At 74.2% G+C, this 12,084-nt stretch carries 8 protein-coding genes; 5 read left to right on the top strand and 3 right to left on the bottom strand.

Annotated features, from left to right (window positions below; all coding sequences use genetic code 11):
* Positions 1 to 56: 56 nt before the first annotated feature.
* From DMA15_RS28665 to DMA15_RS28645, 5 genes are all read left to right on the top strand, one after another.
* Positions 57 to 689 carry a hypothetical protein gene (locus DMA15_RS28665; RefSeq protein WP_125515622.1) on the top strand — a complete coding sequence of 211 codons (633 nt, stop codon included), beginning with the start codon at positions 57 to 59 and terminating at the stop codon, positions 687 to 689.
* Between the two features lie 181 nt (positions 690 to 870).
* A complete protein-coding gene (locus tag DMA15_RS28660; protein ID WP_125515621.1) occupies positions 871 to 1,473 on the top strand; it encodes an NAD(P)H-dependent oxidoreductase in 603 nt (200 codons plus the stop codon).
* 151 nt (positions 1,474 to 1,624) lie between these two features.
* A complete protein-coding gene (locus tag DMA15_RS28655) occupies positions 1,625 to 2,311 on the top strand; it encodes a response regulator transcription factor (protein WP_125515620.1) in 687 nt (228 codons plus the stop codon).
* 46 nt (positions 2,312 to 2,357) lie between these two features.
* On the top strand, positions 2,358 to 3,038 hold the full coding sequence (locus DMA15_RS28650) for a DUF4255 domain-containing protein (RefSeq protein ID WP_125515619.1): 681 nt from the start codon (positions 2,358 to 2,360) through the stop codon (positions 3,036 to 3,038).
* The gene (locus DMA15_RS28645; protein WP_240659975.1) at positions 3,035 to 5,077 is read left to right on the top strand and encodes an ATP-binding protein; all 2,043 of its coding nucleotides are present in this window, start codon (positions 3,035 to 3,037) and stop codon (positions 5,075 to 5,077) included. The genes DMA15_RS28650 and DMA15_RS28645 overlap by 4 nt, the downstream gene beginning before the upstream one ends.
* Before the next feature lie 49 nt (positions 5,078 to 5,126).
* Here DMA15_RS28645 and DMA15_RS28640 read toward each other — a convergent pair whose 3' ends face one another.
* The 3 genes from DMA15_RS28640 to DMA15_RS38045 all read right to left on the bottom strand — a co-directional run bounded on the left by DMA15_RS28640 (position 5,127) and on the right by DMA15_RS38045 (position 11,605).
* Positions 5,127 to 6,512, bottom strand: a complete 1,386-nt coding sequence (locus DMA15_RS28640; RefSeq protein WP_125515618.1) for a hydrogenase expression protein — start codon at positions 6,510 to 6,512, stop codon at positions 5,127 to 5,129.
* 5 nt (positions 6,513 to 6,517) lie between these two features.
* On the bottom strand, positions 6,518 to 8,176 hold the full coding sequence (locus DMA15_RS28635) for a peptidoglycan-binding domain-containing protein (RefSeq protein WP_125515617.1): 1,659 nt from the start codon (positions 8,174 to 8,176) through the stop codon (positions 6,518 to 6,520).
* A 111-nt stretch (positions 8,177 to 8,287) separates the two neighbouring features.
* Complete coding sequence (locus DMA15_RS38045) at positions 8,288 to 11,605, bottom strand: BTAD domain-containing putative transcriptional regulator (protein ID WP_164551843.1); 3,318 nt, start codon at positions 11,603 to 11,605, stop codon at positions 8,288 to 8,290.
* Positions 11,606 to 12,084: the final 479 nt, after the last annotated feature.

Below are 12,084 nucleotides of genomic sequence, written 5' to 3'. Positions count from 1 at the left end.
TGGCAGTCCTACTCGCGCGCGTGCTCGAACGCGCGGCATCGCAGAGGAGTGATCGTATGACGTCGTTCGACATAGGACGGTTGTGTGCGATCGTCAAGATCCTGGACAAGGCGAGCACCCACCTGCGGGTGGCCGCGGTGGAGTGCGCCGCCGCGGGGGCCGTGCCGGCTGGTGCGGGGGTGACTGGTGCGGGGATGGCCGAGTCGGTGCCGGCTGGCGCCGGGGCGTCCGGTGCGTCCGGTGCGGGGACGGCAGGCTCTGTGACCGGTGGATCCGTGACGGCCAGGTCTGCGACCGCCGGGTCCGCGGCGATCGGATCCATGACCACCGGGTCCCCGGTCGCCGGACCCCCGACCGCCGGATCCATCGCCGGCGGATTCGCGACGGGCATCCCCCCGCAAGGCCCCGACCCGACCGCGACCGGCATCGACGTGCTGCTCAAGGTCTCCGAGCACGCCTCGGGTGGTGTCCGGCGCGCGCTTCTGCACATCCGCAACGGCGAGGCACAGCGTGCGCAGCACGAGCTGGACGTGGCGCGGGCCGAAACGTCCGGCGCCGCCTTCGCCCCGGCGGGCCTGCCGCGGCCGCTGCCTCCGCGCGTGACCACCGCGCTGCGTCTGATGCTGGGGATCACCGGGTTCTTCCCCTCCGAGACGGAACAGGTCCTCGTGCGGGCCGCCGTCCAGTAGGAGGCGGACCCGGAGGCGGTGCGCGCATGCGGGGCGCGGTCCGGGCCGCCGTCTCCGGGCCCCGGCCCCCGGCCCCCCGGACCGTGCGGATGCCCCTCGCCGGCATGCGCGGTCATGTTTCGTACATGACGATCAGGTAACTGGAGGCCTCTCAACGTATCCGTCCCATGAAGGAGTCCCCGTGCGCGCCCTGGCACTTGTCTGCACCCTCTCCCCCTCCCCCTCGCCCTCCAGCAGTGAGCTGCTCGCCGGGCAGGTGCTGGCCGAGCTGGAGAAGCTGGAGGTGAGCGTGGAGTCCGTGCGCGTCGCCGACCACGACGTGAAGTCCGGCATCTCGACCGACCTGGGCGACGGGGACGCCTGGCCCGCGCTGCGCGAGAAGGTCCTGGCGGCGGACATCCTGCTGATCGCCACGCCGATCTGGCTCGGCCACCCTTCGAGCATCTGCCAGCGCGTCATGGAGCGGCTCAACGCCGAGTCCGAGACCGACGACGAGGGCCGCCCGCTGATCCACGGGAAGGTGGCGGCCGTGGCGGTGGTGGGCAACGAGGACGGCGCGCACAAGGTGAGCGCCGACGTCTTCCAGGGTCTCAACGACATCGGCTTCAGCCTCGCGCCGGGAGCCGTCACCTACTGGGTGGGCGAGGCCCAGCAGGGCACCGACTACCAGGATCTCGACAAGACCCCCGACGCCGTCGCCGACACCACCCGGGCCCTCGCGGCGAACACCGTCCACCTCGCCCGGCTGCTGAGCGGAGCCCCGTACCCGCCCCCGGCCTCGTGACCCTTGACGTCCGGCTCACGTGTCCGCTTACGTATCCCCTCGCGTCCGCTCACGTCCGTAAACGTCCGCGTTGATCCATCGGCAATCGTTTGTTGATTGGTTCCGATCACCCTGTGCCCGTCGCTACTCGGGGGAAGACAGGGAACAACCAGTGTCGGATACACGCATACCGGTGGCCGTGCACGCCACCGACCCCCTCAGCCGGGCCGGGGTGATCAGTCACCTCCAGCACCAGCCCAGCGTCGAGCTGGTGGACCGTGCCGGAGACCTCTCGCAGCCGGCCAGGACCACGCACACGGCGGCGCCGCCACCGGAGCGGGTCGCCGTCATGCTCGTCGACCGGCTCGACGACCTCGCGGGCACCGAACTGCGCCGCCTCGCCAGGTCCGCCGAGCAGCGCGTCGTGCTGATCGCGAGCGAGCTGCGCGAGCCGGAGCTGCTCGCGGTCGTCGAGTGTGGCGTACGGGCCATCCTCTGGCGGCACCAGGCGACCCCGCAGAAGTTGCTGCGCGCCGTGCACAGCGCGGCGCGGGGGGAAGGGGAGCTGCCGCCCGATCTCATCAACCGGCTCATGACCCAGCTGGGGCGGCTGCGGCTCTCGGCGCTCGACGGCTCGCCGTCCGCCGGCGGCGCGCTCGTGCCGACGCTGGGCATGGCGCCCCGCGAGGTCGACGTGGTGCGGCTGATCGCGGAGGGCCTGGACACCAAGCAGATCTCGGAGAAGCTCGCCTACTCCGAACGCACCGTCAAGAACGTCCTGCACGCGCTGATGACGCGCCTGCAGCTGCAGAACCGCGCACATGCCGTCGCGTACGCGCTGCGGGAGGGGTACATCTGATGCAGCCGAGCCACCGCCTCCGACCCCACGGGCCGGGGGCGTCGACGTGATCCACGAAGTGGACGAGGCGCTGCGGCGGTTGCTGCGCGAAGCGCTCCCCGAGGGGACCGGCGACGTCGTCTTCGAGGCCCCCAACCGCGACTGGGCGGCGCGCCGCAACGCGCCCACCCTCAACTCGTACCTGTACGACATCCGCGAGGACGTGGCCCGCCGCGAGCGCGGCGCGTACGCGGAGCGAGGTCCGGACGGCGTGGTGCTGCGCAGGCGCCAGCCGCCCCGCTGGTTCCGGCTCTCGTACCTGCTGACCGCCTGGACCAACCGCCCGGAGGACGAGCACCGGCTCCTGTCGGCGGCCCTCGGCACCCTGCTCGCCCACGAACTGCTGCCGCCGGACCGGCTGCCGGCCGCGCTCGCCGCGCTGGGGGTGCCGCTGCCGCTGGGCGTCGCGGTGCCGCCGCCCGAGTCCCGGTCCATCGCCGACATCTGGTCGGCGCTCGGCGGTGAGCTGAAGCCGTCCCTGGACGTGGTGATCACCGTGCCGTTCCCGGTCTCGCCGGTGTACGACGTGGCGCCGCCGGTCACCGAGGGCGCGGTCGTCGTACGCGGTATCGACGGCGAGCCGGGCGACGCGCGGCCCCGGCGGATGCGGATCAGGCCGGATGACGGAAAGCCGGGCAACGGAAAGCTGAGCGACGGAAAGCCGGGCGCGGGGAAGGGGACGCGGTGAGCGCCGCCGCCTCCGAAGGGGTGCTCGCGCTGCTCCACGCGCTGCGCGGGCGGGTGGCGGAGCTGGTCGAGCGGCGTAGCTCCGACGACCCGACGGCGGCGGATCCGCTGCGCGGGCTGTATGTGTCGCCGGAGACGGCGCTGCGCCTTGCGACGGCTCCCCCAGGAGCCCCGGGCCCCCCGGCGGCTCCGGCACCGTTGTCCGTTGAGGCCGAACTGGGCTGGCCTCTCGGCTTGTTGTCGGACCTCTTCGGCCTCGCGCCGCTGGACCGGCACATTCTGCTGGCCGCCCTCGCACCCGACGTCGACCGCCGCTTCGAGCCGCTGTACGGGTATCTCAACGACGACGTGGGGCGGCGCAGGGCGACGGTCGCGCTCGCCCTCGACCTCGCGGGCACCGGGGCGCACGACCCGGCGGCCCGCGCCCGCTTCCACCCCCGGGCGCCGCTGCGCGCCGGGGGGCTCATCGCTCTGGACGACGAGGACCGGCCGCTGCCGGGGCGCGCGCTGCGGGTACCCGAGCGGGTGGTGGCGTGGCTGCTCGGGGACGACGCGCTGGACCCGGACCTGGTGGGCCCGACGGTCGAGTTGCTGCCCCCGGCGGAGACGCGCCCCGCCGAGCACCGGTCGGCGGACCCCTTCGCCGCGCGCCTCGCGGAACTCGCCGCCAAGCGACCCCTCCTCGTCCATCTGCGCGAGCGCAGGGAGGACACCGCCGCCGAGCCGGTCATCGCCGCGCTGCGGGCCGCCGGGCTGCCGGTACTGCGCCACCTGCCCCCGGCCGGGGGCACGGACACCGGCACCGCCCTCGCGCTGGTGCGCGAGGCGAGGCTGCGGCGGGCCGCGCTCGTCGTGGCGCCGCTTCCGTCGGAACCTGGCGCCCTGGTAAGGGACTTGGCGACGGGAGACGTACCCCTCGTCCTCATCGGGAGCGAGCCCTACAACCCCGGGTGGGCGCCCGACGCGGGCCTGCTCGCGCTGGACGTACCGCCGCAGGACGGCGTCGACGCCCCCCGCGCCTGGCACGCGGAACTCGCCCGGCACGCACCCGTCGGGGAGCCGGACCTCGGCTTCGACCTCGGCGAGGCGGTCGCCCCCTACCGGCTCGGCCCCGCGCAGATCCGCCGGGCCGCGCGGGCCGCCGCCGCCCTGGCCGCGTTCGACGGCACCGCGCCGACGGCCGCGCACGTCCAGGGCAGCGCCCGGCTGCAATCCGCGCCCCTCCTCGACAAGCACGCCCGGCGGATCAGGCCCGAGGTCGGCTTCGAAGACCTCGTACTGCCCGAGGAACCCCTCGCCATCCTGCGGGAGTTGACGCTGCGCGCGCGGCACCGCGACAAGGTGCTCGGCGAGTGGCGGCTGCGCACCGGGGGCGGGCGTGGGCGCGGGGTGATCGCGCTGTTCGCCGGGGACTCCGGCACCGGCAAGACGCTGTCGGCCGAAGTGGTCGCCGGTGAACTGGGCCTGGATCTCTACGTGGTGGACCTCTCCGCGGTGGTCGACAAGTACATCGGCGAGACCGAGAAGAACCTGGAGAAGATCTTCGCCGAGGCCGACCGCACGGACTCCGTACTCCTCTTCGACGAGGCCGACGCCGTCTTCGGCAAGCGCTCGGAGGTCAAGAGCTCGCACGACCGGTACGCCAACCTGGAGAGCGCCTATCTGCTCCAGCGCCTGGAGGCGTTCGACGGGATCGCCGTGCTCACCACCAATCTGCGGGCGAACATCGACGACGCGTTCACGCGGCGCCTCGACCTCGTGGTGGACTTCCCGTTCCCGGACGTCGAGCAGCGCGTCACGCTGTGGCGCACCTGCCTGGCCGGTACGCCCCACACGCCCGACCTGGACGCCGAAATCACCGCGTGCGCCGAGGAGTTCGAGCTGGCGGGCGGTGGCATCCGGTCGGCCGCGGTGACCGCCGCCTATCTGGCGGCGGGGCGCGGTGGCCCGGTCTCGGGCGCGGACGTGAGGGCCGGGGCGCGACGTGAGTACCGCAAGATGGGCCGACTGGAGCCGGGCGGGTCACTGCCCTGGCAGTGACCCGCCCGCTCCGGGCCGGCCGGCCCACCCCGGCCGGCCCGGTGGCCGGCTACTCCGGCCAGTCGGAGATCGTCCAGCCCATGCTCTTGCGGTCGTCGCACTTCCATGTGACCGCGCTCGTGTCGTTCTGCATGTCGACGAGGCACTCGCCGGAGCCGACGGCGACGATCCGCGTCAGCCCGTCGTCACGCTTCTCCAGCTTCCACTTCTGGTTGCCAGGCAGTTGCCCGCTCTTGATGTTCTCCGGAGAGGCGTGGACGATCTGGGCGATGTTGGTGTTCACCTTCTGGTCAAGGACGGTGCCCGGGGCGTGGGCGGGCTCCAGGGAATAGCTGTCGGACTCGGGGTAGTGGTGCAGGATCCAGTCCTGGTTCTTGCCGAACTCGTCGGTGAGGGAGGGGTTCTGCCCGACGTAGGTGCCGTCGGCGTCCTTCCCCTGCTTCACCTCCAGGTACCATCCGCTGCCCTCGGCGCTGCGGATGGTGTGCGTCGTGGGGCCCTCGGGCTCGTCGTCCTTCTGCTCACCGCCGCCACCCGGCTTGGACTTCGACGCGTCGTCCTTCTTCTCGTCCGGCGGCGCGGGCTCCTCCTCCTTCTTCTCTTCCTTGGAGGGGCTCGGCTTGGGACTCGGGGCGGGCTTCATGGCGTCGCCCTGCGGGAGCTGCTGCTGCTTGCCGGGTTTCTCCCTGGCCTGGGTGGCCAGGTTCGGCTTGTGCTGGAACCACATCACCGCCGCCGCCACGGCCAACGCGACCAGGACCGAGAACACCGCCATCACCCAGCGCGGAAACACCGACGGCTGTACGTACGTACCGCGCAGCTCCACCGGATCGGGCACCCCGGCCCGTAACACCGAGACCGTGAACGGATGCTTCTGGGTGCCGCCGACCCAGCTCACCGCGCCGGGCTTCAGGCTCAGCTCGGCGAACCCGGCCCGGCCCGGGGCGACTTGGACCGAGCCCGGCTCGGCCTCGACCTCCAGCTCCTCGCCGTTCTCGCGGCCGGAGAAGGAGGCGGTCAGCTGCTGGTTGCCGAGGTTGTCGACGGCCACCGACGCCTTGGCGCGCAGTCGGCCGCGTACGACCAACGGCAGGAGTTCCGTACGGAGTTCGGTGAAGGGGCCCACGGTGACCTGGCCCTCGACGACATCCGCGGTGTGCGGTGCCTCGCGCGGCCGGACCCGGACGCCGAACGGTGTCGGGCCCGCCTGGGCGTCGGGGGTGCGGGGCGGCGCGAGCGTGACCTCGGCCGTGGCCTCGGCGCCCGGGTACAGGCGCAGCATGTCGGGCTCGACGCGGGCCCATCCGGCGGCGTCGCCGACCACCTGGAGGCGGTACTCCTCGACGGTGTCACCCGTGTTGCGCACGCGCAGCCGCACGCTCGCGGTGGAGCCGGGGTCCACGGTGGTGGCGGAGGGCTCAAGCGCTGTCCACATCTCGCTCACCGTCCCACCACGCCGGGGCTCTTCACGCTGCCGCCGACCATCGCGCGCAGGGTGGCGCTGTCCGCGACACCGGTCCGCGGCAGGCCGACCGCGCCCTGGTACTCCTTGATGTGGGCGGCGGTGTTGCCGTTGTAGCGGGCCGTGGTGGGCGGGGTGCCGCCGTTCTTGAAGTAGGCGACGCCACGCCGGGCGTAGGCACGGTCGCGGTTCAGGTCGTCGTCGCTGATGCCGGCCTGCGAGGCCCACCAGAACGCCGCCTGCAACTGCACGACCTCCCAGTTGTCGGCACCGGAGCGGACGTCGTCGGCGCGGATGCCCTGTGCCCACAGCGAGGTGAGGGTGGCCCGGCCGAGGGTGCCCTTGTCGTCGGTGGCGAAGATCTGGGCGGTGTTCCGGCCGCTGCTCTGGCCGCTGCGGATGACTGCCTCCTGGTAACAGGTCAGCGCGGCCTGGGTGTTGGCGTCGATGACTCCGGGGGTCCAACGGCCGTCGAGCGTGCAGGGGTTCCTGGAGCCGAGGGCGGCGAGGCGGCGCTGGGCGTATTCGACGACGACGTCGGACTTGTAGCCCCGCTTCCACGGCGGCCCCGCCTTGGAAGCACCACCGCCACCGCCGCCACCGCCACCTCCGGCCTTCGACGTGCCGCCGGAGCCGCCACCGCCACCCCCACCACCGTTAGAGCCGCCGGACGAACCACCGGACGAGCCGCCGGAACCGCCCTTCTCGCCCCCGCCGCCGCCCTCTCCCGCGCCCCCTCCGCCGGGCGCCTCGCCTCCGCCGCCGCCGTCGCCCGCGGAGTCGACGACCTTCTTGTCCTTCGGGGCCGGCGGCGCGTCCCCGAGCTTGTCCTTCTCGCCGCCCTGCGGGGCGGTGTCCGGGGCCGCGGCGGCCTGGTTCTCGCGCGCGGAGCCCGTCAGCTTGGGCGCGAAGGAGAACCAGAACACCACGAACGCGATGGCGAGAGCCGCGAGGACACCGCCGAGCGCGAGGAGCAGGCGCGGCAGGACCGGACGCTGGTCGAAGCTGCCGGGCAGCTCGTGGGCGGTCTCGTCGCCGGAGCGGCGTACGGAGACGGTGAACGGGTGCGGCTGGGCGGGGCCCGTCCACTGGACCTGCTGCGGACGGACCGTCATCTTGGCGAACACCGCACGGCCCGGGGCGACTTGGATGCTCGTGGGCAGGACGTCGAAGGTGAGCCGGTCGGCGTCGTCGCGGGCGATCAGCGACGCGGTGAGCGGGGTGTTGCCGAGGTTGTCCACGGCGAGCGAGGCGCGGCCGCGGAAACGGCCGACGACGGTGGGCGGAAGGAGTTCCGCCCGTATCTCGGAGAAGGGCGTGACGGTGACCTGGCCCTCGACGACATCGCGGGACTCGGGGTGTTCACGGGGCTCGACCCGGATGCCGAACGGTGCCGGCCCCGCGGTCGCGTCCGGCGAGCGGGGCGGCGCGAAGGAGATCTCGGCCGTGCCCTCGCTGCCCGGGTAGAGCCGCAGCACGTCCGGTTCGACGCGGGCCCAGCCCGCCGGGGTGCCGACCACCCCGAGCCGGTACTCCTCGACCGTGTCTCCCGTGTTGCGTACGCGAAGCCGTACGGTCGCTCGGCCACCGGGGTCAACGGTCACCGCGGCCGGGTCAAGGGAGTTCCACCACGTCATACGGGCACGGTAGAGGGCGCCGCGGCCTCTCTCTTTGTACGAAAGGGCCACGTCAGGGGCAGCCCCGACTGCCCTCCCGTACGGGCCGCGAGGGCTCGGCGGGGCCGGGGCTCAGCCGCGGGCCGAGAGCACGGGCCGGGGCGCGCCCGTGCGCGGCTTCCACTGGGCGAGGAGCGCGGCGATGCCGGCGGCCTCCGTGGCGCCGCGCCGGTCGAGGACGCGGTAGGCGATCAGCAGGGCGCCCCTGGCCCGGTCGAGGTCGCCGAGGGTGAGCAGCGCCCGGCCCCGCGCGGCCATCGCCAGGGCGTGGCAGAAGGCGTCCCCCAGCTCGCCCTCGACGGCCAGCGCCGCGTCCGCGCAGTCCATGGCCTTGCCGGGACTGCCCAGGTCCAGTTCGCAGGTGGCGAGGCGGGCCCAGCACAGGGCCTCCCAGCGCGGGTCGCGTGCGCGGGCGTGCAGGCGGCGTGCCTCGCGCAGCCGGTCGGCGGCCTCGGCGGCGCGGCCGTCCGCGAGCAGGGCGCAGCCCGCCTGGTAGAGGACGTGCGCGAGAGTGGACGTACTGCCCGACTCCCGTGCCTGGCCCACCGCTTCGGACAGCGCGGTGTCGGCTTCCGCGCGGCGCCCGAGGGCGACGTACACCCGTGCCATGTGGGACAGGACGCGGACGCGGTCGCTGTGGCCGCCGAGTGCGCCGAACCGCGCGTACGCGAGCCGCAGTTGCTCCAGGGCGTCCTCGGGGCGGCCGGTGCCCATGAGGACGATGCCCAGTTCGTGGCTGCCCTCGGCGCCGACGAGCGGGTCGCCCGCCGACGCGGCGAGGCGCAGGCTCTCGCGCAGCATCCGCTCGGCGCGGCCGTAGGTCTCGGTGCCGTAGTGCGGGGCGCCGAGGAGGCGCAGGGCGCGGGCCGCGCAGAGGTCGTCGCCGTGCCGTCGGGCGGTGTCCAGGGCGAGTTCGGCGAGCGGCTCCAGGTCGCGGTGGCGGGCGGTCCCGGCCAGCAGGTGGGACCAGGCGGTGAGGAGGTCGACGGTGGGGCGCAGGCCGGGCGGGACGCCGTTGCCCTCCGCGGCGCCGGGGAGGTCCTGGACGTAGCGCAGGGCGTTCTCGGCGGCCGCGTACAGGCGGGAGTGCGCGACGACGAGCCAGTCCCGCGCGGCGGCCTCGTCCGGCAGGGTCTTGCCCGGGGAGGCCGGCCGGTGCAGCAGGCCGGGCAGGACGCTGTGCGGTTTCGTGTGGCGGATGGCGGTGATGACGGTGGCGAGGACGTAGTCGAGGAAGCGCAGCCGGGCGGCGGCCCGCTCCTCGGCACTCTCGTGGCGGTCGCACAGCTGCCTCGCGAAGAGCCCGACCAGGTCGTGGAAGCGGTAGCGGTCCTCGCCGTGCAGCTCCATGAGGCCCGCGTCGACAAGCCGCTCCACGGCCGTCTCCGCTTCCTCGTCGTCCACGTCGAGCAGGGCGCCCGCGGCTCCCCGGCAGAAGGAGGGCATGTAACAGAGCGACACCACGCGGAAGGCGCGGGCCAGGCCGGGGGCGAGCGCCTCGTAGCCGAGCCGGAAGGTGGCCTCGACGCCGAGGTCGTCCACGCGCAGCTCGTCCAGCCTGCGGTGCTCGCCGCGCAGCCGGGCGGCGAGGTCGGCGACGGAGCGGCCGGGCCTCGCGGCGAGCCGGGCGGCGGCGATACGGACGGCGAGCGGCAGTCCGCCGCAGGTGGCGACCAGTTCGCGGGCGGCGGCCGGTTCGTCGGCCACGCGGTCGTGGCCGATCATGGCGGCGAGCAGGCCGAGGGCCTCCCGCTCGTCCATCGTCTCGACGTCGACGAGGCGCGCGCCGGGCAGCGTGATGGTCCGCGAACGGCTGGTCACCAGGACCGCGCAGCCCGGGGTGCCGGGCAGCAGGGGCCGCACCTGCGCGCTGTCGCGGGCGTTGTCGAGGAGTACGAGGACGCGGCGCCCGGCCAGCAGCGACCGGTACAGGGCGGTCTGCTGGTCCAGACCGTCGGGCACGGCGCTCTCGGGTACGCCGAGGGCGCGCAGGAAGCCGGTGAGCGCGCTGCCGCTGTCCACGCCGGGGGCGGCGCCGGGCGCGGGGTCGGCGCCGCGCAGGTCCACGTAGAGCTGTCCGTCGGGGAAGTCCTCGCGTAAGGCGTGCGCGACGTGCACGGCCAGGGCGGTCTTGCCGACGCCGCCGAGTCCGGTGAGCGTCGCGACGGCCATGGCGTCGCCGGACGCGGCGCGGCGCAGGGTCTCGCCCAGGAGGCGTATCTCGGCCTCGCGTCCGGCGAAGTCGGGGATGGTGGGGAGGAGCTGGGCGGGGGTCAGGGGGGTGGGGCGGGGCTGTGGGGGGAGGGCGCGGTTGTCCGAGGAGCGGATGTCTGGGAGGGGGGCGCGGGAGGTGCGGACGGCTGGAGGGTGGACGTCCGAGCAGCCGAGGCCTGGCGCGCGGAGGGCTGGGGGGTGGTTGCCCGAGGCCCGGCCGCCCGAAGCCCAGCCGCCCGAGGTCCGCTTGCCTGATGTCTGGTTGCCTGATGCCTGGTTTTCTGCGGGGCTGTCGTCTGACGGGCGAGCCCCGGGGGGCCGGACTACGTCTGAGGACCGGACGTCCGACAAGCGGGCGCCGGGGCTGGCGGAAGGTGGCGGCGGGGTGCCCTTGAGCAGCCCCTCGTGCAGCGCGGCGAGTTCCCGGCCCGGGTCGACGCCGAGTTCCGCCGCGAGCGTGCGGCGCGTGGCCTCGTACACCGCGAGCGCGTCCGCCTGCCGGCCCGCGCGGTGCAGGGCCAGCATCAGCAGGGCCTGGGCGGGCTCGCGCAGGGGGTGCTCGGCGGCGAAGGCGCGCAAAGGAGCGGTCGTCTCGCCGTGGCAGCCCAGTTCAAGGGCGCAGGCGAAGAGTTCCTCCTGGGCGGTGACGGACAGTTCGGTGAGCCGGTCGCGCTGGCGTCCGGCGTAGGGGCCGGGCAGACCGGCGAGCGGGGTGCCGTCCGACAGCGCGAGGGCGGCCGTCAACTCGGCGTGGGCGTCGGCGTGTTGTCCGGCGGCACGCATGCGCCGCGCCGCGGCCACCCGGTCCTCCAGCTCGCACGCGTCCAGGGCGGTGCGCGGCACCCGCAGCGCGTAGCCGTCGCCCGCGGAGACGAGGAGCCGGGCGGGTTCGCGGGAGCGCCGGTCCGGTTCGAGCAGGGAACGCAGCCGGGAGACGTACGTACGCAGCGTGCCCACCGCGCGCGGCGGAGGTTCCTCGCCCCACAACGCGTCCACCAGCTCCGACGTGGAGACGGGCCGTCCGTCGCGCAGCAGCAGTACGGCGAGGGTCGCGCGCTGTTGCGGTGAGCCGAGCTTCAGCGGTTGCCCGTCGCGCAGGGCGCGCACCGGTCCGAGGACCTGGAACCACAACGCCCCACCGAAGCCGCCCCGGCCGCCCGCCCGCTCCTTTCGCATGCCGGAATCACCGTTCCGGCCACGCTCACCTTCTCGGCCCGACTCGCCGTACCGGCCCGGACCGCCGTCCGCGTCGCCCCGCATCGTCAGCCCGCACCCCTTGCCCCGTGACGCCCCGCGAATGTGCCCGTTCGTACTGGCCGCAGAGGACCATCCGCACCAAACGTTACGACAATCGCACCGGCCTGCCGACGCACCCCGTGCACTTGCGCCACCTTGTTGACCAGGTATTGACGCCGCTGAGACGTGGTGCGGGGCATATGCGCCAGAGTCCACGCACATTCGGCCGTAAGCGGTGGCCGGGTGGAACGCGGCCCGGCTCCCACCCGTCCCCGCGCCTGCGCGTGTGTCCGGACGGGCAACGCCCGCTGCCCCGCCGACAACCCCCCGGCGCCCCGGTCCGCGCCCCCGCACCCGCTCTCGCCGCGGAGCCCCGCCCGGCGGCCGAACGGGCAGCGGCGTCTGCCCTCGTTGACGTC

The sequence above is a fragment of the Streptomyces sp. WAC 01529 genome (assembly GCF_003945545.1).
GTDB classification, from domain to species: Bacteria; Actinomycetota; Actinomycetes; order Streptomycetales; family Streptomycetaceae; genus Streptomyces; species Streptomyces anatolicus.
The sequence above is the reverse complement of the archived record's forward strand: the minus strand, read 5'-3'. Positions and strand labels throughout refer to the sequence as shown.

Bases quoted from the DNA above. Each gene is read 5' to 3' on its own strand.
- DMA15_RS28665 (WP_125515622.1), top strand. From the start codon at position 57: ATGACGTCGTTCGACATAGGACGGTTGTGTGCGATCGTCAAGATCCTG.
- DMA15_RS28640 (WP_125515618.1), bottom strand. From the start codon at position 6,512: ATGTGGACAGCGCTTGAGCCCTCCGCCACCACCGTGGACCCCGGCTCC.
- DMA15_RS28635 (WP_125515617.1), bottom strand. From the start codon at position 8,176: ATGACGTGGTGGAACTCCCTTGACCCGGCCGCGGTGACCGTTGACCCC.
- DMA15_RS38045 (WP_164551843.1), bottom strand. From the start codon at position 11,605: ATGCGAAAGGAGCGGGCGGGCGGCCGGGGCGGCTTCGGTGGGGCGTTG.